The organism is Shewanella sp. W3-18-1 (genome assembly GCF_000015185.1).
Classification (GTDB): Bacteria; Pseudomonadota; Gammaproteobacteria; order Enterobacterales; family Shewanellaceae; genus Shewanella; species Shewanella putrefaciens.
Genome location: NC_008750.1, coordinates 2,584,832 through 2,607,403, shown reverse-complemented (window position 1 = coordinate 2,607,403; position 22,572 = coordinate 2,584,832). Strand labels below are relative to the sequence as shown.

The 22,572-nt window shown below is 43.1% G+C and carries 24 protein-coding genes and 2 tRNA genes; 12 read left to right on the top strand and 14 right to left on the bottom strand.

The window, feature by feature from the left end; genetic code table 11:
* Positions 1-45: 45 nt before the first annotated feature.
* Positions 46-486, top strand: coding sequence for a YcgN family cysteine cluster protein (locus SPUTW3181_RS11765; protein ID WP_025008110.1), 441 nt, complete (start codon positions 46-48; stop codon positions 484-486).
* Between the two features lie 67 nt (positions 487-553).
* Here the strand turns inward: SPUTW3181_RS11765 and SPUTW3181_RS11760 are convergent, their stop codons facing one another.
* Positions 554-1,048: a peptidylprolyl isomerase gene (locus SPUTW3181_RS11760; RefSeq protein WP_011789547.1), complete on the bottom strand. Its 495-nt coding sequence runs from the start codon at positions 1,046-1,048 to the stop codon at positions 554-556.
* Positions 1,049-1,072: 24 nt separating this feature from the next.
* A complete protein-coding gene (locus tag SPUTW3181_RS11755) occupies positions 1,073-2,476 on the bottom strand; it encodes a DEAD/DEAH box helicase (protein ID WP_011789546.1) in 1,404 nt (467 codons plus the stop codon).
* Positions 2,477-2,855: 379 nt separating this feature from the next.
* Here SPUTW3181_RS11755 and SPUTW3181_RS11745 point away from each other — a divergent pair, with 379 nt between their 5' ends.
* The gene (locus SPUTW3181_RS11745) at positions 2,856-4,628 is read left to right on the top strand and encodes a DUF885 domain-containing protein (RefSeq protein ID WP_011789545.1); all 1,773 of its coding nucleotides are present in this window, start codon (positions 2,856-2,858) and stop codon (positions 4,626-4,628) included.
* Positions 4,629-4,886: 258 nt separating this feature from the next.
* Here SPUTW3181_RS11745 and SPUTW3181_RS11740 read toward each other — a convergent pair whose 3' ends face one another.
* Complete coding sequence (locus SPUTW3181_RS11740; protein ID WP_011789544.1) at positions 4,887-5,207, bottom strand: hypothetical protein; 321 nt, start codon at positions 5,205-5,207, stop codon at positions 4,887-4,889.
* A gap of 233 nt (positions 5,208-5,440) precedes the next feature.
* Here SPUTW3181_RS11740 and SPUTW3181_RS11735 point away from each other — a divergent pair, with 233 nt between their 5' ends.
* Genes SPUTW3181_RS11735 through SPUTW3181_RS11725 form a run of 3 tightly spaced genes read left to right on the top strand, consistent with a single transcriptional unit; the run spans position 5,441 to position 8,409 of the window.
* Complete coding sequence (locus tag SPUTW3181_RS11735) at positions 5,441-5,935, top strand: putative 4-hydroxy-4-methyl-2-oxoglutarate aldolase (protein ID WP_011789543.1); 495 nt, start codon at positions 5,441-5,443, stop codon at positions 5,933-5,935.
* Between the two features lie 42 nt (positions 5,936-5,977).
* Positions 5,978-7,804 carry an AsmA family protein gene (locus SPUTW3181_RS11730; protein WP_011789542.1) on the top strand — a complete coding sequence of 609 codons (1,827 nt, stop codon included), beginning with the start codon at positions 5,978-5,980 and terminating at the stop codon, positions 7,802-7,804.
* Entirely contained in the window at positions 7,804-8,409 is a 606-nt protein-coding gene (locus SPUTW3181_RS11725) for a BsuPI-related putative proteinase inhibitor (protein WP_011789541.1), read from the top strand. Before SPUTW3181_RS11730 ends, SPUTW3181_RS11725 begins: the two co-directional genes overlap by 1 nt.
* Before the next feature lie 106 nt (positions 8,410-8,515).
* On the opposite strand, the gene SPUTW3181_RS11720 is transcribed toward SPUTW3181_RS11725, so the two are convergent.
* Both SPUTW3181_RS11720 and gloB read right to left on the bottom strand, forming a co-directional pair.
* The gene (locus SPUTW3181_RS11720) at positions 8,516-10,060 is read right to left on the bottom strand and encodes a LysM peptidoglycan-binding domain-containing protein (protein WP_011789540.1); all 1,545 of its coding nucleotides are present in this window, start codon (positions 10,058-10,060) and stop codon (positions 8,516-8,518) included.
* A 242-nt stretch (positions 10,061-10,302) separates the two neighbouring features.
* Complete coding sequence (gloB, locus tag SPUTW3181_RS11715) at positions 10,303-11,106, bottom strand: hydroxyacylglutathione hydrolase (RefSeq protein ID WP_011789539.1); 804 nt, start codon at positions 11,104-11,106, stop codon at positions 10,303-10,305.
* Positions 11,107-11,271: 165 nt separating this feature from the next.
* Here gloB and SPUTW3181_RS11710 point away from each other — a divergent pair, with 165 nt between their 5' ends.
* Both SPUTW3181_RS11710 and SPUTW3181_RS11705 read left to right on the top strand, forming a co-directional pair.
* A complete protein-coding gene (locus SPUTW3181_RS11710; RefSeq protein ID WP_011789538.1) occupies positions 11,272-12,006 on the top strand; it encodes a class I SAM-dependent methyltransferase in 735 nt (244 codons plus the stop codon).
* Positions 12,007-12,029: 23 nt separating this feature from the next.
* On the top strand, positions 12,030-12,926 hold the full coding sequence (locus SPUTW3181_RS11705; protein WP_011789537.1) for a LysR substrate-binding domain-containing protein: 897 nt from the start codon (positions 12,030-12,032) through the stop codon (positions 12,924-12,926).
* A gap of 163 nt (positions 12,927-13,089) precedes the next feature.
* Here the strand turns inward: SPUTW3181_RS11705 and rnhA are convergent, their stop codons facing one another.
* On the bottom strand, positions 13,090-13,560 hold the full coding sequence (gene rnhA / locus SPUTW3181_RS11700; protein ID WP_011789536.1) for a ribonuclease HI: 471 nt from the start codon (positions 13,558-13,560) through the stop codon (positions 13,090-13,092).
* A gap of 70 nt (positions 13,561-13,630) precedes the next feature.
* Between rnhA and dnaQ the strand changes: the two genes are divergently transcribed.
* From dnaQ to SPUTW3181_RS11680, 4 genes are all read left to right on the top strand, one after another.
* Positions 13,631-14,359, top strand: coding sequence for a DNA polymerase III subunit epsilon (gene dnaQ / locus SPUTW3181_RS11695; protein ID WP_011789535.1), 729 nt, complete (start codon positions 13,631-13,633; stop codon positions 14,357-14,359).
* Positions 14,360-14,369: 10 nt separating this feature from the next.
* Complete coding sequence (locus SPUTW3181_RS11690; RefSeq protein WP_011789534.1) at positions 14,370-15,737, top strand: TIGR03503 family protein; 1,368 nt, start codon at positions 14,370-14,372, stop codon at positions 15,735-15,737.
* A 167-nt stretch (positions 15,738-15,904) separates the two neighbouring features.
* Positions 15,905-15,981, top strand: a tRNA-Asp gene (locus SPUTW3181_RS11685).
* Between the two features lie 150 nt (positions 15,982-16,131).
* Positions 16,132-16,208 (top strand) — tRNA-Asp (locus tag SPUTW3181_RS11680).
* 101 nt (positions 16,209-16,309) lie between these two features.
* Here the strand turns inward: SPUTW3181_RS11680 and SPUTW3181_RS11675 are convergent.
* The 8 genes from SPUTW3181_RS11675 to SPUTW3181_RS21590 all read right to left on the bottom strand — a co-directional run bounded on the left by SPUTW3181_RS11675 (position 16,310) and on the right by SPUTW3181_RS21590 (position 21,622).
* On the bottom strand, positions 16,310-17,176 hold the full coding sequence (locus tag SPUTW3181_RS11675; protein WP_011789533.1) for an OmpA family protein: 867 nt from the start codon (positions 17,174-17,176) through the stop codon (positions 16,310-16,312).
* A complete protein-coding gene (locus tag SPUTW3181_RS11670) occupies positions 17,173-17,598 on the bottom strand; it encodes a DUF4398 domain-containing protein (protein ID WP_011789532.1) in 426 nt (141 codons plus the stop codon). Before SPUTW3181_RS11670 ends, SPUTW3181_RS11675 begins: the two co-directional genes overlap by 4 nt.
* Positions 17,599-17,713: 115 nt before the next feature.
* Positions 17,714-18,541 (bottom strand): BON domain-containing protein, encoded by an 828-nt coding sequence (locus tag SPUTW3181_RS11665; RefSeq protein ID WP_011789531.1) that lies wholly within the window; start codon positions 18,539-18,541, stop codon positions 17,714-17,716.
* Between the two features lie 91 nt (positions 18,542-18,632).
* A complete protein-coding gene (locus SPUTW3181_RS11660; protein ID WP_011789530.1) occupies positions 18,633-19,001 on the bottom strand; it encodes a hypothetical protein in 369 nt (122 codons plus the stop codon).
* Between the two features lie 380 nt (positions 19,002-19,381).
* Complete coding sequence (locus SPUTW3181_RS11655) at positions 19,382-20,038, bottom strand: Crp/Fnr family transcriptional regulator (RefSeq protein WP_198133646.1); 657 nt, start codon at positions 20,036-20,038, stop codon at positions 19,382-19,384.
* A gap of 233 nt (positions 20,039-20,271) precedes the next feature.
* Complete coding sequence (locus tag SPUTW3181_RS11650) at positions 20,272-20,970, bottom strand: Crp/Fnr family transcriptional regulator (protein WP_011789528.1); 699 nt, start codon at positions 20,968-20,970, stop codon at positions 20,272-20,274.
* Positions 20,971-21,106: 136 nt separating this feature from the next.
* Complete coding sequence (locus tag SPUTW3181_RS11645) at positions 21,107-21,418, bottom strand: BON domain-containing protein (protein WP_011789527.1); 312 nt, start codon at positions 21,416-21,418, stop codon at positions 21,107-21,109.
* A 42-nt stretch (positions 21,419-21,460) separates the two neighbouring features.
* On the bottom strand, positions 21,461-21,622 hold the full coding sequence (locus SPUTW3181_RS21590) for a DUF3309 family protein (protein ID WP_011789526.1): 162 nt from the start codon (positions 21,620-21,622) through the stop codon (positions 21,461-21,463).
* Positions 21,623-21,911: 289 nt separating this feature from the next.
* Here SPUTW3181_RS21590 and SPUTW3181_RS11640 point away from each other — a divergent pair, with 289 nt between their 5' ends.
* On the top strand, positions 21,912-22,331 hold the full coding sequence (locus SPUTW3181_RS11640; RefSeq protein WP_011789525.1) for a PRC-barrel domain-containing protein: 420 nt from the start codon (positions 21,912-21,914) through the stop codon (positions 22,329-22,331).
* Positions 22,332-22,572 lie beyond the last annotated feature (241 nt).

The window sequence follows — 22,572 nt, the reverse complement described above, 5'->3', positions numbered from 1 at the left end:
ATAGCCCGCATTATGCGGGATTTTATTGAGAAGAAATCGTTGAACATGGCATTTTGGCAGAGCAAGACATTAGCGCAGATGAGCCCAACTGAGTGGGAATCCCTCTGTGATGGGTGCGGAAAATGTTGTTTGAATAAGTTGATTGATGATGAAACAGAAGATCTGTATTACACCAATGCGGCTTGTTTATTACTGGATCATCAAACGGCGAGTTGTCAGCATTACACCGACCGTTTTTCCCATGTACCTCAATGCACAGTGATTTCAGTTGATAATGTCGATGAACTAACATGGTTGCCCGATAGTTGCGCCTATCGCCGGCTTGCCGCTGGGCGTGACTTGCCAAGCTGGCACCCCTTAATCACAGGCTCTAAAGAAGCGATGCATCATGCGGGGATGTCGATTCAAGGTAAAGTGATTGATGAGCGCAGGATAAAAGATATTGAAGATCATATCGTGTTGTGGCCGCTCAAGGATATTGATTGACCCACGATGAAAAACAAAGGGAGCGATAAGCTCCCTTTGTTTTTTTACCCACCTTATTCCGTGAAAATTACCCTGTAATGGTTACTTTTTCGATAATAATAGGTTCGCGCGGTACATCTTCATGGCCTGCGACTTTAGTGGTTTTGACCTTTTCAATTTGCTGTACTACCTCAAGTCCCGCGACCACTTTACCAAATACGGCATAACCCCAACCGTTGTTTGTTGTGGCCGTATGATCGAGAAAATCATTATTCGAGGTATTGATAAAAAACTGCGCCGTGGCGGAATGTGGGGCGTCAGTCCGTGCCATGGCAATCGTGCCTAAGGTATTGGAAAGACCTTTATTGGCTTCGTTGACTATGGGGTCGTGGGTCGGTTTTTCTTTCATCTTGGCGGTAAAACCACCACCTTGGATCATAAAGCCTTTGATCACGCGATGAAAAATAGTGTGCTCATAAAACCCTTCTTCACAATAACGGAGAAAGTTTTTGGCAGTGACAGGCGCTCGCTCAAAATCGAGTTCGATGCTGATATCCCCGACATTGGTAGTGAAAATAATCATAGTATTAGCTTCTATTCGATTGAATTACTTGGTTTTAGGTCCGCTGGCCCATGGATTAAAAGGGGCACCACTGTCCTGTTGTTTTGGACTTCCCTCTGCCGTTCTTGTTGGACGTAAAGTCGCGTTCGTCGTTGGTTTTGGTTGCGACTTTGCACTGCGATGCTTTTTCGCCTTAGCCGTTTCAAAAGTCCCTTCCTTTGCACTGCGGTAAGTTCCCGCTGCAGACTCTGTTGGGCGAAATGTTTTCTCCGGCTTATGTTTTGGCACAAAATCGAGAATGGAGATTGGCACTTCTTTTTTAGGAGCAAAGCCTTCGACTTCTTTACGCACTATAAGGTGACCTAAACGGCGCTCAATGGCACAGAGGTTCTTAAAATCATCCTTTGACACAAAAGATATCGCTTCACCATGCTCTCCTGCGCGGCCTGTTCGACCAATACGATGAATATAATCATCGGCTTCATCGGGCAAGTCATAATTCACAACGCGGGTGAGGGCATCGATATCGATTCCGCGTGATGCAACTCCTGTCGCCACTAAAAATGCCAGTTTACCGGATTTAAAATCGGCTAAAAGCTGCTCACGAACCGCTTGACTGCGGCCACTGTGGAAGGCTTCTGCGCCAATGTCGCGCTTTTCAAGCTGACTGACTAATTTGGCGGCACCTTGCTTGGTCTGGATAAAAATTAACGCTTGATCCCACGCTTGTTCTTTAATCAGATGGCTGAGTAACGCAGATTTTTTATCTTTATCAACTGTGGTGAGCCACTGATCTATTTGTGGCGCCGTGGCCGCGTTTCGTGCAATTTCAATCTCGATAGGATTTTCAACGGCGGTCTTAGCTAATACGCGCACTTGCTTTGACAGGGTGGCCGAGAAGAGCAAGTTTTGCCTTTGTGGCGGTAATTTTTCGATGATTTTATTGATATCTTCAATAAATCCCATGTCGAGCATTCGGTCGGCTTCATCTAATACCAGTACAGATAATTCATCGAAGTGAATGGCTCTTTGGGTGTACATATCGAGTAATCGACCAGGTGTTGCGACTAAGATATCTACACCTTCAATCAGTTTTTTCTTTTGAGGTGCGGCATCGACACCTCCGTACATCGCCATAGAGGTGAGTGGCAGATATTTAGCGTATTGGCGGATATTTTCCTCAACCTGAACGGCAAGTTCACGGGTCGGTGTAAGGATAATGGCGCGTACTCGCTTGGGGCGAATTTTTGGGGCATCAGCAAACATTTGCAATAGAGGTAACACAAAGCTGGCGGTTTTACCTGTGCCTGTTTGTGCAGCGCCGAGTACGTTTTTACCGCTTAGGATCACTGGTATCGCTTTGGTTTGAATGGGGGTCGGGCTTGCATAACCGAGTTCTGTGATGGCTTTTACAATCGGATCGCTTAATCCAAGTTTGGAAAATGGCATGGGGTGTCTCAAATAAAGAATGTCGTGGGCAAACTGTTAAAATGGGTTTAACAGTAAAGCAGGCTCATATTATAGCAGTAGCTATGGCAGAAAAGGCGAATATCTCAAATTCAGTAGCAATCGCTATCCATAATGTAAGCCGTATTCAGTCCTTTATTATTCAAATATCCCTTTAATAGTTGGCGCACAAATTTGTAACTGAGCATGTATTCGCGGGTAACATTGCTGCAATTATTGAGGCGATATGATTAACTTAGTGCATTTTTAACCAAGACTCATTTAGGTCACTTTGCTTGTTGCACTGTTCAAGTGATCTGGTTTAGCACCTTAGCTCGAATATCACAATATCGTTTATCACAATAATAAAGGACGAAAAATAATGAAAAAAACGACGCTCTCCCTTGCGATTGTATTATCGCTAGCTGGTCTTGCTGGCTGTCAATCCCAGACGAGTACAACGGTTCCTTCTACCTCTGGTGAAGTACAAGCCACATCATTTGAACAATTCAGCGCCGCATTTATTGACTCATTATGGGCGTTATCACCCACGTGGGCACTTTACAGTGGTAAGCATGTGAATGATGGCTACTTAGAGATCCCCGATGATGCTAGTCGAGCCAAGACCTTAGCTTTTGTGAAAGCACAACAGGCAAAATTGGCACAGTTCGATCAAAAAACCTTAACCTCTAATGAGGTGATTGATTATCACCTGATAGATAATTTACTGAATAGCCTAGCTTGGGATATTACCACCTTTAAATCTTGGCAGTGGGATCCAGCTAATTACAATGTTGCTGGCGGCTTTGCTCAAATCATCAATGAAAACTTTGCACCGTTGGATGATAGATTACGCTCAGTGCTCGCGAGAATGGAAAATATTCCTGCTTATTATGCTGCAGCTCAAGCCAATATTAGCCAGCCGACCCTTGAACATACCGAGCTTGCTGTGTTGCAAAATCAGGGCGCATTTTCGGTATTTTCTGATGATTTATTGAAACAAGTTACCAACTCTGGCTTGAGTGATGCTGAGAAAGCATTATTCAAGACCCGTTTTGATGCGGCGACAGTGGCCATTAATAACCATATTTCATGGTTAAACAGTTTGGTGACAACGCTTAAAAAAGAGGGCGCTCGTAGTTTTAGAATTGGTGAAGATTTATACGAGCAAAAATTTGCCTTTGATATTCAAGCCGGTATGACTGCAAAACAGCTTTATCAAAAAGCAGTCGCAGATAAAGACAGGGTTCAAGCTGAAATGGCAAAAATTACCGATAAGCTTTGGCCTCAATATTTCTCTACGCCGAAACCATCAGATAATAAAATTGCCATTCGTCAGTTGATTGATAAATTATCAACCAAACACGTTAAGCGTGATGAATTTGTAGACGAAGTCCGTAAACAAATTCCCGAACTTATCGATTTTGTTAATCAGAAAAAGTTAGTAACACTTGATCCTAACAAGCCCCTTGTTGTTCGTGAAACACCAGAATATATGCGCGGATATGCGGGGGCTTCAATTAGTGCCCCTGGTCCCTATGAAAAACTCGGTAATACCTATTATAACGTCACGCCACTTGATGGCATGACGGATGAGTCCGCTGAAAGTTACCTACGAGAATATAACCATTGGATTTTGCAGATCTTGAATATTCACGAAGCCATTCCAGGGCATTACACTCAGTTAGTTTATTCTAATGAATCGCCCAGCCTTATTAAAAGTCTATTTGGTAATGGCGCCATGGTTGAAGGCTGGGCGGTATACACGGAACGTATGATGCTCGAGGAGGGGTACGGGAATTTCGAGCCTGAAATGTGGTTAATGTACTATAAGTGGAATCTTAGGGTTATCTGTAACACTATTTTAGATTACAGCATTCATGTTAAAGGGATGACTGAGGCCGAAGCCATTGCTTTGATGATGGAAGAGGCATTCCAACAACAGGCTGAAGCAGAAGGAAAATGGCGCCGTGCAACATTAAGCCAAGTGCAATTGACAAGCTATTACTCTGGTTACCGTGAAATATATGATTTTCGAGAAGAGTACAAGCAGACAAAAGGCAAGGATTTTGATCTTAAAACCTTCCACGAACAGTTTCTAAGTTATGGTAGTGCACCCGTCAAATATATTCGTCAGTTGATGCAAGCTAAATAATCAATACTGACTCGTTTGGGTGACTACTGATAACGATAGTCACCCAAATGATAACGATATTCACCCAAAATCACAGTTTGACATCCTAACTGTAAATTAATGGCTGTAAATAGGGATATTGATTATTGACATAATAATCAACCGAGCCATCTAATGATTGATGACGTTACATGGCGTAATACCAATATTTGTCATTACTATAACAGTGATATTCGAATTTAATTTGTCTATAAAGAGAGTTAAATTTCAGCAACAATGTTATTTATTTCGGGCATTTTCAGCCATAAGCGCTAACACATCCTCGTAGGAAATGTTAAATTCTCTTGATAAATTAATGATTCTTGTTTTATAAGTTTGGATGTTTTCTTTCTGAGCGAGTTGATGTTTCTTTTCTTCAACAAGTTCGTTGACGGTTTCTTGCAATATCAATAATCGACGTAAGCTATAGTCGAGAGATTTGATATATTTTCCCATCTGTTGTTTATTGCGTGCTTGCTCAAGATCCGCGGAGACTTTTTTATCATATCCATATTCATCAAGAGCTGCGATAGCACTCTGTAAATCAATATCAGTAGTCATTTTGTTTTCGCTTTATAACAAGGAAGTATAGGAATTTAATTACGAAATCACTTAGGTAGAAACCCAAGAAGGTGTCATAGGCTGTTAACTATCGCAGATTATAGTGGTTATGCCAATATTCACCAAGTGCTTAGTTGCTTAAAACCAATAAAAATGGGGGGTGTTTCTTATTTCAGCTTGTCGGGACTTAGAATTGTGAGTAGTCTAAAGTTTTAGTCTGCGCGGAGATACAAATGCTTGATCTATTACCAGATTTGTTCGACCACTACCCTTCAAAACTGACTTTATTGCCCTTAGAGTTTAAGGCGTACGGTGGTAAGCGCCTGTTTTGGGGGGAAGTTGTAACGGTAAAATGTTTTGAAGATAACTCTAAAGTGAAGGAAATATTGGCCCAAGATGGTCATGGTAAAGTACTCGTTGTGGATGGCGGTGGCTCATCGCGTAGAGCATTATTAGGCGATCTTATCGCGCAAAGTGCTTTAGATCATAGTTGGCAAGGCGTTGTGATTAATGGGTATGTGCGTGATGTTGCTAGATTGGCGACCTTTAATCTAGGGGTGAGTGCTCTCGGAGCCATGCCCATTAAGACTGAAAAGCTAAATCAAGGACAAATCAATGTGCCTATCGACATGGGAGGCGTTATCGTTAAACCCGGCATGATGATTTATGCCGATGAGAATGGGATAGCAATCAGCGAGGAGTCGCTAAACTTTGCTTTTTTAAATTAAAATTCGATCAAAATTCAAGATATTATTGATAAGGATGTTTGTATGAAACTCATTAAGTGGTTTTTAGCTATTCTGGTGACATTAGCCTTGTTAGTCACCCTATACCTTACCGTTTTCTTCGACCCTAATGATTTTAAACCCGAAATTGTTAATGCTGTGAAAAAACAAACGGGGCGTGAACTCGTTATTGCTGATGATCTATCTTGGACGTTTTTTCCTGCGCTTGGCATTAACCTTGGAGGCATTTCATTATCAAATCCTGAAGGGTTTACGCCTAAATCAATGCTTGATGTGAACAAAGCTGTAGCGGAAGTGGCCTTAATACCATTGTTTCGTAAAGAGATCCAAGTTGCTCAATTAAGTTTGGATGGCGCTAACATTAACCTAGTGACTCGTAAAAATGGCAGTTCCAGCTTAGATGGGCTAACGGGAACTGATCCCAGTGTCAAATCTAGCTCCACAGCTGCGCCTGCTTCCTCTCCAGCCCAACTTGCCAGTGTTGAAGTGGGTGGCGTGTCAATTACCAACACACAAATTAATATGATTGATGAGACAAAGGGCGAAACTCAAACATTCACTTTAGACAGTTTTACTTTAGGTACATTTTCTTTAGACAAATTTGCCCCTATTGCTTACGAATTCACTGCCACGTTATCCGATATGAAAATCACTAGTAAAGGTGAAGGTGAACTTAAGCTAAGTCGTGATTTTAATCAGTTGGTGATAGAGAAACTAAAAATCGACACAGTGGTGGAAGGCAATAGTATTCCCAATCAAAAATTGACTACAGCGTTAAGTGTCAATACCGAAATCGCCTTAGATAAAAAGCAACTATTGGCGGATATAACCCAGTTAAACGCTGCGGATATTAATGCTTCTGGTAAGTTAACGGTGAATTATGGAACAAAGGTTCCACAAATTAAGGCTGATTTCCAAGTTGGTGATATAGATGTCGATAGTCTCTTACCTAAATCAGAGGCAACAGCAAATGGCGCTCCAGTATCGGCAGGGGCTGAGCAAGCAACGGAGCCGGATCTTAGTGCACTAAAATCACTCGATCTCAGTGTTAAACTGGCGGTGAAATCAATTAAAGTCGCTAATTTGTCGACCCAAAATTGGTTACTCGATCTTGGGGTTAAAAATGGCATACTCGATCTTAAACAATTAACGGCTGATTTATATCAAGGAAAGTTATTGGTGAGTGCTCAAGTTGATGCTCGCCAAACTGTCGCCAGTTATCAATTTGATAAACAAATAACAGGCGTGCAAATTCAGCCATTACTGAAGGATGCAGCCGATATTGACTTGTTAGCAGGGATGGCAAATTTCAATCTGAAAGGAAGAGGAAAAAGCTTACTTCCAGAGGCGCTAAAGAAAAATCTACTCGCTAATGGTCGTTTTGATATCACGGATGGTGCGCTTTATGGCGTCAATATTGCGCAGATGATCCGCAGTGCACAAGCTAAGTTAAAAGGTGATTTATCGGCTGATACGAAAGAAGAGCGTAAAACAGACTTTTCGAGTCTGACAGGCACTTTTTCATTGGAAAATGGTGTTGCTACGAATCCTGATTTATCGATGGCATCTCCATTATTGCGTCTTGCGGGTAAAGGGAATGCAAATTTAATAACAGAGGCCCTCGATTATCGATTGACGGCTAGCCTTGTTAACTCATTAAAAGGACAGGGAGGCAGTGAGAAAGATGCTCTTGCGGGGGTTGATATTCCATTAGCGATAACTGGCACTTTCCAAAAACCAGAGTATGCATTGGATACTCAAGCTTTATTGAATAATCAACTGAAGGAAGAAACGGATAAAGCGAAGGAAAAATTGAAAGATTCTCTGCTGAAAAAGCTTGGGGGTTTATAGTGGCGCGTGGTGCTTGTCTTATCTGTGCAAGTATTTTAATCAGTAGTCAATTGGTTGGCTGCTCGGTTCCCGAAACAGCAGATACAAATGTTACCGCTATCACAGAGAGTAAGATTGACACGGCTGTTCAGTCGGAGTTTGTTCGTGCGGCGGATCCTGTGCTCGAGCTTGCTACGGGAGCCTCAAGATTAAAGGTCGAGCAAGTGAAATCTGATAAGGTACAAGGGCTACTTCAAGGGGAGTTAGTGCTCGATCCTTTTGTCGACGTTAGGCAATCACTTACGGCTACTTTTACCGTAACGAATCCACAATCTTATGCCGTGCCGTTACGATATAACTCAGGAATGACCGCGGATCTCTGGCTTGTCACTATGGAAGGAAAGCGTTTATGGGCTTGGTCAGATGAGATGATGTTCACACAGGCCATTCGTGATACTCGGCTTGATGCTGGAGCTTCTATAACGGAGAAGTTTATCATTCCTGAAAACATCCTTGCCGCTATTTCAACCGATGGGGCTCGTTTAGAAGCCCACTTTGCGGCCAAGGTCATTGAGTCAGAGGTGCCAGTTATGATCCCCGTGGTGGTGTTGCTTCAATGGGAATAACGGCGAGATTGTGTTGAATGTAGTACTGAAAAAGGCAGCGTTTCAAGGACTCGCTGCCTTTTTTGATTTATCTTTTGGGTTTGACCCGTCTTAAATAGCGTTGTCACTAAGCGTTTAATTTGCTTTCATCGACAACCAGTTTTAATACTTGGCCAGGTTGTAAATATTGCGATTGAGTTAAGCTGTTCCATTCCAACAATTCAGTGACGGTGACGTTAAACTTGCTAGCTATTCGAGCCAATGAATCACCGGATTTTACTTTATAGCTGACGGTACGGGTTTTTTCGGTAGTTTCAGTGTGTTTAGGCGCTAAAACGGCCAGCTTTTGCCCTGTTTGCAGTTTGCTATCTTCCTTTAAGTGATTCCATACAGTCAGTTGTTTGATTGTCACATTATACTTTTTTGCAATTTCCCACAGGGTGTCGCCGGATTGCACTTTATGCGTCAGTTGAGTATTTGTTGAAGAGCGTAATTTCTTCGGTAATTTCTGGCTTGTCGATTGAGCGTATAACTGTTTATCATCCGCAGACACTGGAATAATCAGGTGCTTACCTGCAACAATCGTATTGTTTTTCATACCATTAGCGGCGCGAATTGCTGCTACAGTTGTATGGTGCTTTTTAGCGATCGCGCCAATACTGTCACCGGATTTGATGGTATATCGCAACCAGCTCATTCTTGCTTCGCTCTCTGTCTCCGCCAGTGCTTTTTTAAACTCTTCAGATTTATCTATAGGCAATACTAAGGTGTGTGGTCCCAAGGGCGACGTTGCCCAGCGATGATAGCCAGGGTTGAGTTTTTGTAATTCCATCGTTGTCATATTGGCAAGTCCTGCAGCCATAGCAAGATCAATTTGGCTATCAATATCAACAACTTCAATTGAAGGGGTATTCTCTATTGGTGCTAAAGTAATACCATACTCGTCGGCATGCTTAATAACCTCTGCAAGCGCGAGAAGCTGAGGCACATAGCGTTTAGTTTCTTTAGGTAGGTTAAGTGACCAAAAATCCGTTTTTAACCCTTTTGCCTCATTATTTTTTATTGCATTGAGAACCCGTGATTCCCCAGAATTATAAGCTGCAAAAGCATAGAGCCAATTATTATTTGTTTTATCATAGAGATATTCCAACATATCCAATGCGGCAATCGTCGAGGCAGGTACATCACGGCGACCGTCATACCACCAGTTCATTTCTAATCCAAAATGATTGGCCATAGGTGTGGTAAATTGCCATAACCCCGAAGCGGCGCTGGCAGAGGAGGCAGATGGGTCGAAGGCACTTTCGATAATGGGCAGTAGTGCAATCTCAATCGGAAGATGACGTTTCTCAAGTTCTTCCACAATCATATACATATAAGGAGCCGCACGCTCAGAAATAATTTCGAGATGTTTCGGATTCTTGATATACCAATCACGGTATTGATTGACTAATTTTTGATCAGGGATAGGTAATTGCATTCCTTGACGAATTCGTTCCCACACATCGGTAATTTGCGCCGATTCAACCTCTGATGAGAGATAAAAGGGAGTGACGGTATTTGGTTTTGTGACGGCTTTAGCTTCTGGCTTAGTAACCTCAGGGTTATCCAATGTCTGACAACCCGCGAGTAGGGCAAATCCCCCTACTACAATATAAAGTGATACTCTCATGGAAAACGGTAGTCCTCTGTTAGTGCATTGTCAGTGCGCCATGCTTGTAGATTAAAAGCATGATTTTTAATAGGATAATGACAACACAGAGCGCAAAGTATTCACGCAAAAACGAGCCATTCTATGGGATCTTTTCGATCTTGTCCCTTAATTATCGTACATCTTGTAAGGCTATTTTTGACTTACATCATCAAAAGTGGAAAAAACTGTATAAATTTCAATCTAAAAACGATCGGTTGGTGCTAAAAAATATCTTTCCACTGCCGAAGGCGGGTAAAACAAGTGAGTTCATCTAGTTTGATAGGATCGGGATCATCAAAATGCTGTTTTATACTATCAATAATGCTTTGTTCTCCCACGCGCAAAAAAGGATTGATAGCTCGCTCCAAGGCAATACTTGAGGGAATTGTAGCGCTATTTTGAGCACGCATTTCTGTGGCTTTTTGCATATATGCCTGTAAATTTAGATTGTTAGGCTCGACTGTTAGAGCAAATTTAAGATTGGAGAGGGTATATTCATGGGCGCAGAAAACTCGAGTATTCGCAGGAAGTTTGGCTAATAGTGTAAGAGAGCTAAGCATTTGCTCCGCGGTGCCTTCAAATAGTCGACCACAGCCTGCACTGAATAAAGTATCACCACAAAAAAGCGCATCCTCAATGACATAGGCAATATGTCCAGCTGTATGGCCTGGCACGTTCAGCACTTGTATTTGAGCGTTAAGGAAAGGAAGGGTGAGTTCAGTTCGCATTTCAGGATTAAGTGGTACATTGACATGAGCAATATTTTCTTTTTGTGGTCCGTAAACCTGCAGTGTTTGTGATGAAGTTTGCTCAACGTAACGTTTAAGTTCCCCGACACCGCCAGTATGATCTTGGTGATGGTGCGTGAGCAAAATACCAGCGAGTGCTAACTGATGGGAGACCAGATAGGCAATAACGACCTTAGCATCACCAGGATCGACAACATAAACCTGCGAGTGGGGAGTTTGTTGTAACACCCAGATATAATTGTCATTAAAGGCTTTAATCGCTGTTATAGTGAGCATAGAACCACCTTATGGCTGTATTTCAATTTATAGATAAGGTTATTATCCACAAGTCGATACACCTTGGCGACTTTTGCCATAATGGCATAGTGTTCTGTACATGGTTATATCAGTCAGCAAGGGTTTGGTTGAATTGCTATCGTACAAGGGTAATGGAGAAACGTTGTGTCGTATTTCAGTACTGAATGCAAACCTGAACAATGGGAAGATTTACCCAATGGTGCTGCGCTACAATTTGCAGTGGCAGAGAAATTAGCTCACTGGTGGCCGCGGGTATTTGGTTATCATTTACTAAAGCTCGGCCCCTTAAGTGCTGCCTTATCCAGTATGGAATCTCCTGTCGCGCATCACTTTTCCTTATCTTCAAGCCAAGATGCTTCAATTATTGGCGATTTTTGTCATCTTCCCCTGCAAAATGGTGTGATTGACGCTGTAGTGATGAGCTTACTGCTGGAATTTGAACCTGATCCCTACCGTATTTTACGTGAAACTGACCGAGTACTTATCGCTGGTGGCTATTTATTTATTGTGGGATTTAACCCGCTAAGCCCTGTTTTTTTAGGTAAATTGTGGCCTAAATATCAAGATTGTTTACCTTGGAATGGCCGTTTTTTTATGCCATCACGGGTGAGGGATTGGCTCGGACTTTTAGGATATCAAGTGGTAAGTGATGAGCGTTTGGTATACCACCCTTTGATTGGTGAATTTAATGAAGGACGTTTTCTACAACAAACATTAGCATCTTGGTTGCCTAGCACTGGGAGCTTATATTTGATCGTAGCGCGTAAGCTAGAATCCCCATTAACCCCGATCCGTGATAAACGTAAAGTATTACAGCCTAACTGGAGCACCGCATCAAGCGCAGGCCGTTCTGGACATTTATCGGAACATTCCAAATAACCGCGTGTACAAACGAGTATGATATGCGAATAACCTTGAGGCAACTGGCTGTATTTGAAGCCGTAGCGCGAAGCGGTCAGGTTGCTAAAGCCGCGGAGCAAGTTAACCTTTCTCCCCCTGCGACTTCTATGGCATTGGCAGAATTAGAAAAACAGCTAAATGCTAGACTTTTTGAACGAATTGGCAATCGTTTACAATTAAATTCCCAAGGCAATTTGTTACTACCTCTGGCAACGGATTTATTACATAGAGTCGAGCAGATTGAACAAGCTTTTACTCAGCAAGATGGCGATCTTATTGGGCATTTAAGCGTGGGGGCTAGCTCGACAATCGGTAATTATTTACTCGCCAAAGCCGCAGTGGCTTTTTGTCAGCAACATCTTCAAACCCACGTGGATGTCGCAATCACAAATACCCAAGATGTGATCCAATCGGTAGCACAATTTCGTTCAGAAATGGGCTTTATTGAAGGCTATTGTACTGATAGTCGATTGAAGGTTGAGGTGTGGCATAAGGATACATTACTCGTGTTTTGTCATCCTGCGCACCCGCTTGCTGGCAAAATTGTAAAACCTGCCGCACTAAAAGGACAATCTTGGGTGCTACGAGAAGAAGGATCTGGCACTCGAGAATATTTTGTTAATGCTGCCAATGAGTTAGATATGCATCCAGAGGCTAAATTCTGCTTTTCTACGCCGGATGCGATTAAACATGCTGTCAAGCAAGGTGCAGGATTAGGCGTATTATCAGAGCTTGCTCTAGATAAGGAGATAAGCCGAAAAGAATTGGCGATGGTGACAGTTGAAGGGCTGGTCCTAGAGCGGCAGTTTTATCGCATTACCCATAAAAGCCGTCAAGCGACCTCTTTAGGGCAAGCGTTTGTGCAGTTTTGCGGGAATTTCTTCAATATTGCTCACTAGGGTAAATACGTGACATCTGAAGTGATATCAACTGAAAGCCCCTCTAACGCGATGATGGGAAGGAGGCTTTTAGAGATTGATACCACACAATGTTTACGATAAGTGAGTGCGTAAAACAGAATATTTATTATCTCGTTATCTCTAGTGATTTAGAGGAGTGTGCTTAAGGTTGATAACCTTCATCGATTTGGGTTGGATTCGCTTCAGCCGCGGAGCGTGCTAGGATATCACAACGCTCATTTTCAGCATGGCCAGCGTGGCCTTTTACCCATTGCCAATCGATAGTGTGCATTTGCGATACTTTATCTAAGCGTTTCCAAAGATCCACATTTTTGACAGGCGTACGGTTTGAGGTCATCCACCCTTTTTTCTTCCAACCGTGGATCCACGTCATTATGCCTTGGCGCATATATTGACTATCACTGGTAAGAACGACTCTGCAAGGTTCTTTAAGACTTTCTAGGGCGATGATTGGTGCCAACAATTCCATGCGATTATTGGTGGTAAGTGCAAAACCGTCGGACATCTCCTTTGTATGACCCTTATAATTCATTACAATGCCATAGCCACCGGGGCCGGGGTTGCCTAAGCAAGAGCCGTCAGTGAAGATGTGGATCAGTTTTCGTTCAGTCATCAAGTTGTTACCATTGCCGTGAATTTCGGCCGAGTATAACCAAAAATTGTCATAAGAAGCGCATAAAAGTATGAATATTATTTCAAACGCCAGCCGCCAGATTGTGTTGGATACAGAAACTACAGGTATGAATCAAGGCAGCGGTGCAGTCTATTTGGGTCATAGAATTATTGAAATTGGCTGTGTGGAGGTTATCAATCGTCGGCTGACTGGGCGTTACTTTCATCAATATATCAATCCAGGACAGGCCATTGATCCTGAAGCGATAGCTGTCCACGGTATTACCGATGAGCGAGTTGCAAACGAACCACGTTTTCACCAAATAGCACAGCAATTTATTGAATTTATTGATGGTGCTGAAATCGTAGCCCACAACGCAAACTTCGACGTGAGCTTTATGGATCACGAGTTTTCGATGTTGCCTTCTAAAGGCCCGAAAACGATGGATATCTGCGATATTCTCGATACTTTAGAAATAGCTAAATTTTTACATCCGGGGCAAAAAAATAACCTTGATGCCCTGTGTAAGCGATATGGTATTGATAACTCGCGTCGTCACTATCACGGCGCATTACTCGATGCCGAGATCCTTGCTGATGTTTATCTGATCATGACGGGTGGGCAAACGAAGTTTAATTTATCTAACGAAGAAGTAGGACAGGAAGCAGGGGGGATCCAGCGGTTTGCTCCCAATTCACTTAATCTTAAAGTGATCTCAGCATCGGCCGATGAACTAGCTATGCACGAACAACGCCTTGATTTAGTCGCAAAATCGGGAAAATGCCTCTGGAGAGGATAAATAATCTGTTATGACGATTTCGCTTCCTACGCCCCTATTCAACACTGTTTTAATGCTCGGCACTTTATTGCTTGGCTCCAACGCTTGGGCTGCTAACCCGCCAGCACCGGAGAAGTCTTCAACACCGATGATTAAAGTGGTGCCATTAGAAACGGCATCTGAGCTTAAAAATCGCTTTAGAGTCGATCACATGGTTAGCAGTATGATGCTATTGATTGAGCGTGAGTATGGTTCAGCGCCTGTGGTCATAGTGTTGCCAGATGGCAGTAAATGGTATGCCAATCGTCACCCTGAGACGGTAAAATGGGTTGATGGTATTACAGGTGACATCATTCATATTGAATCTCCGCCAGTGGGCCCATGGCAACTGTTGGGGAAAGTGGTGCCGACTTCAACCATTAAGAAAATCTCCAAGCTTGAAATTGAAGTGCAAGCACTGCCGCAGCCGCTATTTCAAGGCGAACAAATTAAGATCATTGCTCAACTGATGGGTGATGCCGAGCGTGTTCGTATGCCTGGTTTAGATTATTTAGTGGAATGGACAGCGCATTTTGTGAGTAAGCATCGTGCAGGTGATGAAAACTTTGCCGTTGGGGATATTATTGTTGGTTCCTATAAAGATAACGGTGAGAGTTTTGATGAAAAGCCTGACGATGGCATTTTCACCAGTAATATCAATATTAAGCAACCATGGGGAGAATATGATTTTGTGGTTAAAGCACGTAATAACGTGTTTGAGCGCCAAGTTTCATTTCCTTTTAAGCTGTCGCCACGACCTATTAATGCCGAAGTGCTCATTCCTGATGATCCTTTAACGGGTCAATGGAAAATTATGCTTCATGCCGATAACAGTGTCCTACAGTTGGCAGAGACACACTTTTCATTTGAGTTAGTCGGGCCTGCGGGATTGCAGCTGCCCATTATACTCAACGGGTTAACAGAGCCTGATACTGAGTTGCCATTACCGCCAGTGTCTGAATTTGGTAGTTACCGCATTAAAGGTTTTGTGGCGACAACCACAGTAACAGGGCGGGAGATAGTGATTGATCTACCAGAACTCTTTTTCAATTTAGTTCAGCCGCCAGAGCCTCCCCCGAGTGCTGAAGAACTTGCGGCTGTGGCCGCACAACAAGCGGCAGAAGAAGAAGCTCTTGCAAAAAAGGATGCCATCTTTTGGATTATTACCATTAATGCAGTCTTACTGGTTTTAGGAATTGTGGCATTGGTTGTATGGCGTAAACGTCAAAGCCTTGCTCAAGCACTGGCCGCCGCAGAGCAGCGTCTTTTAGATGAAGCAACGGAGAATAAATCAGCGATGCCATCCTTCGATGAAATTGATCTTACTATGCCGGATGAATTTGATAGTAAGGAGCGTTAGTTGAATTTTAATCTGTAGCGGCTGAAATATTGTAATGACGTAATATTTTACTCTTAAATCAGATGGTTTCAGTCAGTGTGGCGAATTTTTAACTAAACGATCTCAGAGTGTGAAAAAAACGGTTGACGCTCGTTAAACCCATCCGTATTATGCTGTGCAACTTGAGTGGAGCGGTAGTTCAGTTGGTTAGAATACCGGCCTGTCACGCCGGGGGTCGCGGGTTCGAGTCCCGTCCGCTCCGCCAGTCAAGTATTTGAAAATAGTCTATAATGCGACATTATTATAGCTATGGAACGGTAGTTAAGTTGGTTAGACTATCGTTTTGACATCGGCGGCCTGTCACGTCGGGGTTAGCGGGTTCGATACTCGTCAGATAATGGATACGGAAGAATTTGGAGCGGTAGTTCAGTTGGTTAGAATACCGGCCTGTCACGCCGGGGGTCGCGGGTTCGAGTCCCGTCCGCTCCGCCAAATTGCAAAAGCCCCATCGAAAGATGGGGCTTTTTGCTTTTCTATTGTACTTATTTTTATTACGTTATCCTAAACTTCAACGATAAATCATCGAGCAAGATTTATCGTTGTGCCTGCGGTGCGTTGGTAATAATCACTTCAACTCGACGGTTTTGCTGGCGACCACTAGCGGACTCATTATTTGCAACCGGAAAGCTTTCACCTTTACCTTGGCTGCTGAGTCGACTGGATTGAACTCCTTGTGCCTGCAGAAAATTGCTAACACTATCAGCCCTTCGCTCCGATAGGCCAAGGTTGTACTCCTCAGTACCTACGCTATCGGTATACCCTTCAATGATGGCGCCACGTTGTGGATATTTACCCAGAAAGGCTGCTAGGTTTGTGAGATGCTGACTCGTCGATGACTTAAGATTGGCTTTTCCAGTATCGAATAAGACATCGCCCAAGGTTACAACCCAACCACGTTCTGACTCTCGGGCATTAAGTAGAGCAAGCTGTGCTTGTGCATCATCGCTTTCCTGGCGAGCATCTGCTGCATCAGCACGGGCTAGGCGCGCATCCTGATGCGCTTGATTGGCCTCTGTCGTCCTTGCATCGAGTCTGGCATCATCACGGTTTTTTGCGAGAACCTTTTGCTGATCCTCTGCAAAGCGACTTTGCGCTTGGGCTAAGGCAATGTTGACTTTTCGGTCAGCAACAAACACGAGATGTTGTGATAGTTGCTCGTTTTTTACTGGTTGCTCAGCGGCACGTACCGCTTCTTCGGCTTGACTGATTGCAGCAGGTGCGAGGATTGCCAGCTCATTATTTGCTTGCAGAGTGTTAAGTTCTGTACGTATATCGCTGATGCCTTCAGCCATCTTAGGTGCGCTGCTGCAGGCTGCTACTGTGGTCAGCAGCAGGCTATATGACAGCAATTGACGGCTAAAACGCAAGGGGGAAACCGACGAAGCTTTAGGCATTTTCATTGCTGAATTCCTTTTGTGCGGCGCAACATTTCTTGTTGCAGAATGCTGATGTTGTTTTTCATTTCATCATTGACGCTGTTGGCTTGTGCCAGTTCAGCACGGGCTAGCGCAAGCTCTGCGTCAAGGCTTGCCTCAATGGCATAACGATCGGCGTTGACGGTATCCTTTTTTAACAATGCACTGTTTGCGGCTTGCAGTTTCTGCCTAGCCTGTGCAAGTTCATTTGATGCATATTGACCCGCTCTTGCTTGTTCGACACGAGCAATGGTTCGTTCTGCACGTTCCATTTCTGCCGTTTTAGCCAAAGGGGATGAACTGCAGCCGCTAATCGCTATAGCAATGAAGCCTGCTAATAAAAAGTGCTTTGCTCGTAGCAGACTGATTGATAACGGTTGTGGTTGTTGATTTTTTTTGATGTTCATTTGTAACTCCTTTACAAGACACAAACTACCGAGTGTGGTTCTAACGTCAGTTATCCAACGATTCACCGTTAATCATATTGGTGAATAGCACTATTTTTGAGAGTGTCGATATTGATTAGAATGTTAATGCTTTGGATGTGACACTTTTAACACCACGGATATTCTGTGCTGTTTCAACAGCTAATGATTGTTCACTGCCGCTGGCAACTTTACCTGTCAGTGTTACTATGCCGTTATTGGTGCTGACATCAATGTCAGAGCCATTAATATTGCTTGAATACATAAAGCTGGATTTTACTTTGGCTGTTATCCAACTATCTGAAATATTGAGACTTTCTGTTTCATTTTTCAGTTTTGCTTTTTCGTCTTTGCTTACCGTTGCGCTTTGAATTTTCAAATTATTGGTGACTGATTTTACGCCGCGAGTATTGAGTGCCAATCGATGAGTAATGTCTTTTGCATTCTGGTTGTTTACAGTGCCATTTAGCGTGACTCGTCCGGATTTAGTCATGACTTCTGTGCCGACGTCATCGACATCTTTATTCCATTGCAATTTAGAGCGAATAGCGGCCGAGATATTGGCATCATCAATTTTGTCACCAAAACCATTTGAGTTAGCTTTCGGCATGTAATTAGCGTCAACGACTATCTGGTTATCAACATCTTTAATACCTGATACGCCCTGAGCGATTTCACCCGCGAGTTCTTTGCTAATTTTTTCGTCCACTTGACCTGTCAACACTGCTTTACCTTTTTGTACTGTGACTTTTAGATCATTAGCGCGTAAATAGGGGTTGAGGGCATAACTTGTTGCAATTTGGCTTTCTTGGCGTACATCATCCATTGCTTTCGTTGCCGTATCAGCGGCTGATGCTGACTGTAGTGGTGACAGGGTGAGTAAGATGGCTAAGGTAAAAATAAATTTGCGATACGATAAATTCATGATGGTACTCCCTAACAGAAAGAGAACCAGTGCAGCAATAGCGACACTGGCCTAAGCTAAATACGGTTGTTATTCAGTACAACCGCAAGGTTTAGCATTTACATTTATCAATAAAGCTTTTTACCTGTTTGCTCGAGTCATCTCGGCTCAATGAATAATGCTTTTGCACGAGTTCATTTAGGTTGGCTTCATTGCCGTTTGATTTAACCAATTCAGTTTCGCTGATTTTGCTCCAATTACCTTTTGCTGCTTGGATCTGGTCTTGCCATTTACCGTTAAAGGCATCTTTTTGCTGATTTTCGGTATTTTTGCTCGTGCCAACCTCCTGTTTGTCTTTATCTCCTGCGATAATTTTGCCAGTTTGGTTGTTGCTAGCGGTGACCGGAGGATTGGCTTTGTTGGTTTTAGTATTCTGTTCATCTTTAACGATGGTTTTATTTTGTTCAGTGAATTTATTCATATAAACCTCAAGTAATCCGGTGCAGTGCAAGAGTGCATGAACCGTATATTCAGAATGACCTGTTAAATATTGAACGTCTGTGCGTTAGCGCGCATGCAGTCCGTGGCATTAGCATTTAGATGTAGGCACTTTGTGGATTTAAAGGAAAGTCGTTTGATGATAAGTGCAAGGAATTGCGGTGGTTGTGCAGGCGTTTGGGATTGGCAGTATCAGTACATGCTATCCTTGCGTATCTAGTTTTGATGACTGCCCGATTTATTTAGGGTGTACCACAGACAGCTTTGCTATCTGAAGTCTGAACTTTCACCTTAGTAAAATAGGGTTTTACAACGGTAAAGTTTATCTAGAGTATGTATGACTGAAATAGCCTGCGAGGTTGACTATTTTTTAGTGCCATTTTTTAGTGGCATCAGACGTTCTGACTCCTGCTTAACGACTGAGTAACATTCACAACAGGTTTGCTCCAGCAATTTGCGGTTCAGTACCTCAATATTACCGCGACTGTAATTGATTATTCCCATTCGTTGCAGTTTTCCTGCAGCATCGGTGACGCCTTCTCGGCGTACGCCAAGCATATTGGCAATTAATTCCTGCGTCATCAATACGCGATCATCCGATAGCCTATCGATAGAGAGTAACAGCCAGCGGCATAGTTGCTGTTCAATACTATGGTGGCGATTGCAAACTGCCGTTTGGGCCATTTGGGTGAGCAATACTTGGCTATAACGTAGCAAGAGGTGGAGCAGAGCACCATGGCGGTTAAATTCGTCTTTGAGCCGTTGACCAAACAACCGATAGGCAACGCCAGCGCTTTGTACTACGGCTCGACTCGTGGTGCTTTCTCCCCCCATAAACAGTGCAACGCCGACCATGCCATCATTGCCAACGACTGCAATTTCAGCAGATGCACCATTTTCCATCACATAGAGCAGTGAAATAATAGAGTCCAGTGGAAAATAGACATAACGCAGCTTCGAGCCAGCTTCGCAGACCACGTCACCAAGCTCTAATGACACTAGCTCTAGATGCGGGAAAATACGCTGTTTGACTTCATCAGGTAAGTCGTTTAGTAACCGGTTGTTTTCGGGGGGGCATTAGCCTTTTTCAGTGCCTGTTCTGGCACCGCTTTTAATTGTTGTGTGTCCATGACTTATAGTGTGTCCTTGTGCTTTAGTGTCGTTTATAGAGGTTACAGCGCAAAGTATCAATGCTATGTACGCTAGCGCACATAATGGCATTTTTGTTGGTTTGTTGAGTAAAAAAGATACTGTTAAGTACGCATTAAATGATAACAACTGCAGCAACGAGCCAGCAGACCTTGTCTGTCGAGGATATATAACCGCCCACGGTTATATGAAATACAGCCGCTGGCCTGCAATTCTCCCGCGGCCTCGGTAATACTGCTTCGCCTAACACCCAACATATCAGATAAAAACTGATGGGTGAGAAACAGCTCATTAGTCTGTATGCGGTCGTGACTCATTAATAGCCAGCGTGCAAGCCGAGATTCGACTGAGTGAAAATGTGCGCAGACGGCATTTTGTGATAATTGGCATAATAATTGGTATAGGTAAGTTTCCAATATCTGTCTCAGACTGCTACTTTGAGCAAGTAAGTCTTCAAACGTTGCAATTGGGATACGCCAGGCTTTACCTGAACCTTGGATAATTGCCTCAGAAGGGACTTGTCGAGTGCTCAACAACGTTGTTGCACCAAGCATGCCTTCATAGCCAATTAAGCCCATTTCTAATGCAGGGTGTTTTGGTAGTTTAGCGATCAATGAAATAAATGCCGTTAACGGAAAATAAACGTATTGATATGACTCCCCTGGCTGACACAGTAAATCAGCGAAGTTAAGTTGGACTAATTTAGCTTGTGATAATAATTCAGCTTGCTCTAAAGCGGGTAGGTGATGGATCAATTGATTCTGAACCTTTGGTGCTAGTGTGTTTTGAATTATTGTTGACATTGCTATTCCTACCACTGGTGGTACAGGCCTAACACCAGAAAATCTGCTGCAAAAAAGAAGATCCGTAACACCAGAATGGGGCTACGGAATAATTGACGTTAAATAATTCTCTGTCTAGTTGAGGTGGAATGAAGGGTTATTTTAGTTGCATATCGTTTTTGACTGAAATGACACCAGGGACTTTGCTTGTCAATTTGACTGCTGTATTGATATCTTCGCGTGATTTGACAAATCCGCTGAGCTGAACCACACCTTTAAATGTTTCAACATTAATCTCAGCTACGCTCAAGCTTTTTTCACCTAGAATTGCCGCTTTAACTTTAGTCGTCACCACACTGTCGTCGAAATATTCGCCAGTGCCTTCTTTGTTGTAATTGGAGCTGCAACTGGCGACGGCGACTAGCCCAATGGCAAGCAGAAAGATGCTTAACACTTTAATTGTTTTCATCAGATTATCCTTTTGATAAATAGTAAGAATGATAATGGCCTGTTAACTGATGCGACCGGTTAACAGCAATATAATCAGCACCAGTAGCACTATGCCTATAACGCCACCGGGACGATAACCCCAGTTGCGGCTATGAGGCCAAGTGGGGAGCATGCCGAGAAATAACAAAATTAAAATAATCAATAATATAGTAGCAATTGACATGGCGAGTCTTCCTGATGTCGGAGCAATTCTTGCACCGGGTAATATCAAGTTTGTACCCTAATAAACCGTATGTCGGTACGCTGGCGCACGTATAGGAAGTGATGAATTGACTTGTTTCATTGTTATCTCCATATGACCCGATAAGCGGTATGCCGAACAGAGATTGTGATTGCAGGGGGGCATACTTTGACCAATGTCCGTTGACGGACATGTTCAGTAGAGCCCAAGATTTGGTGCTTCACTTATCCAGTTGCTCAGTTCCATGGGCAGCGCTACAGAGGTCAACAAAATGAATTATCATGATCGCGATATTTACGGTATTTACAAGAATCCCCAGTTCGCCGAGACATTATCGACACAGGGACCCGGTCCATATCTGATGGGTGCTGAAACTCTGATCGGCAACAGTGTTGTTAACCATGCTGATGAGACCTTAGGGGACATCAAAGAAATTATGCTTGAAGTTGGAACTGGCCGTGTCGGTTATGCGGTACTGTCATTCAGTACTTACTTTGGTTTTGGAGAAAAGCTTTTTGCGGTACCTTGGAAAATGCTGACTCTTAATACAGAGAAAAAATGTTTTGTTATGGACATATCATTAGAACGACTAAAAACGGCGCCAGGTTTTGACAAAGGTCATTGGCCGAATATGACAGATGTTGAATGGGGAAAAAATCTGCACGATTACTATGGTAGTCAGTGGGATTAACAGATAGTAAAAAGCAGGGGATTTCTTCCCTGCTTTTTCAATTCAACCAATGAATAGCTGATAAGACCGGACGAGTTGATTGTAATCATCCCGTTAAAATACATTCTATTTTTCAGGGGTTGGTTTGTACCGTTACAATGTGGGAAGATGCTTGACTAAAGAGTCTTGACCAAAGTGAAGCGTTAGCGTTTAGTGATGAACAAAAGAAAGGAGGCTTATACAGCCTCCTTTCTTTGTGTAA

Bases quoted from the DNA above. Each gene is read 5' to 3' on its own strand.
- SPUTW3181_RS11765 (WP_025008110.1), top strand. From the start codon at position 46: ATGGCATTTTGGCAGAGCAAGACATTAGCGCAGATGAGCCCAACTGAG.
- SPUTW3181_RS11760 (WP_011789547.1), bottom strand. From the start codon at position 1,048: ATGATTATTTTCACTACCAATGTCGGGGATATCAGCATCGAACTCGAT.
- SPUTW3181_RS11755 (WP_011789546.1), bottom strand. From the start codon at position 2,476: ATGCCATTTTCCAAACTTGGATTAAGCGATCCGATTGTAAAAGCCATC.
- SPUTW3181_RS11745 (WP_011789545.1), top strand. From the start codon at position 2,856: ATGAAAAAAACGACGCTCTCCCTTGCGATTGTATTATCGCTAGCTGGT.
- SPUTW3181_RS11740 (WP_011789544.1), bottom strand. From the start codon at position 5,207: ATGACTACTGATATTGATTTACAGAGTGCTATCGCAGCTCTTGATGAA.
- SPUTW3181_RS11735 (WP_011789543.1), top strand. From the start codon at position 5,441: ATGCTTGATCTATTACCAGATTTGTTCGACCACTACCCTTCAAAACTG.
- SPUTW3181_RS11730 (WP_011789542.1), top strand. From the start codon at position 5,978: ATGAAACTCATTAAGTGGTTTTTAGCTATTCTGGTGACATTAGCCTTG.
- SPUTW3181_RS11720 (WP_011789540.1), bottom strand. From the start codon at position 10,060: ATGAGAGTATCACTTTATATTGTAGTAGGGGGATTTGCCCTACTCGCG.
- gloB (WP_011789539.1), bottom strand. From the start codon at position 11,106: ATGCTCACTATAACAGCGATTAAAGCCTTTAATGACAATTATATCTGG.
- SPUTW3181_RS11705 (WP_011789537.1), top strand. From the start codon at position 12,030: ATGCGAATAACCTTGAGGCAACTGGCTGTATTTGAAGCCGTAGCGCGA.
- rnhA (WP_011789536.1), bottom strand. From the start codon at position 13,560: ATGACTGAACGAAAACTGATCCACATCTTCACTGACGGCTCTTGCTTA.
- dnaQ (WP_011789535.1), top strand. From the start codon at position 13,631: ATGAATATTATTTCAAACGCCAGCCGCCAGATTGTGTTGGATACAGAA.
- SPUTW3181_RS11690 (WP_011789534.1), top strand. From the start codon at position 14,370: ATGACGATTTCGCTTCCTACGCCCCTATTCAACACTGTTTTAATGCTC.
- SPUTW3181_RS11675 (WP_011789533.1), bottom strand. From the start codon at position 17,176: ATGAAAATGCCTAAAGCTTCGTCGGTTTCCCCCTTGCGTTTTAGCCGT.
- SPUTW3181_RS11670 (WP_011789532.1), bottom strand. From the start codon at position 17,598: ATGAACATCAAAAAAAATCAACAACCACAACCGTTATCAATCAGTCTG.
- SPUTW3181_RS11665 (WP_011789531.1), bottom strand. From the start codon at position 18,541: ATGAATTTATCGTATCGCAAATTTATTTTTACCTTAGCCATCTTACTC.
- SPUTW3181_RS11660 (WP_011789530.1), bottom strand. From the start codon at position 19,001: ATGAATAAATTCACTGAACAAAATAAAACCATCGTTAAAGATGAACAG.
- SPUTW3181_RS11650 (WP_011789528.1), bottom strand. From the start codon at position 20,970: ATGTCAACAATAATTCAAAACACACTAGCACCAAAGGTTCAGAATCAA.
- SPUTW3181_RS11645 (WP_011789527.1), bottom strand. From the start codon at position 21,418: ATGAAAACAATTAAAGTGTTAAGCATCTTTCTGCTTGCCATTGGGCTA.
- SPUTW3181_RS21590 (WP_011789526.1), bottom strand. From the start codon at position 21,622: ATGTCAATTGCTACTATATTATTGATTATTTTAATTTTGTTATTTCTC.
- SPUTW3181_RS11640 (WP_011789525.1), top strand. From the start codon at position 21,912: ATGAATTATCATGATCGCGATATTTACGGTATTTACAAGAATCCCCAG.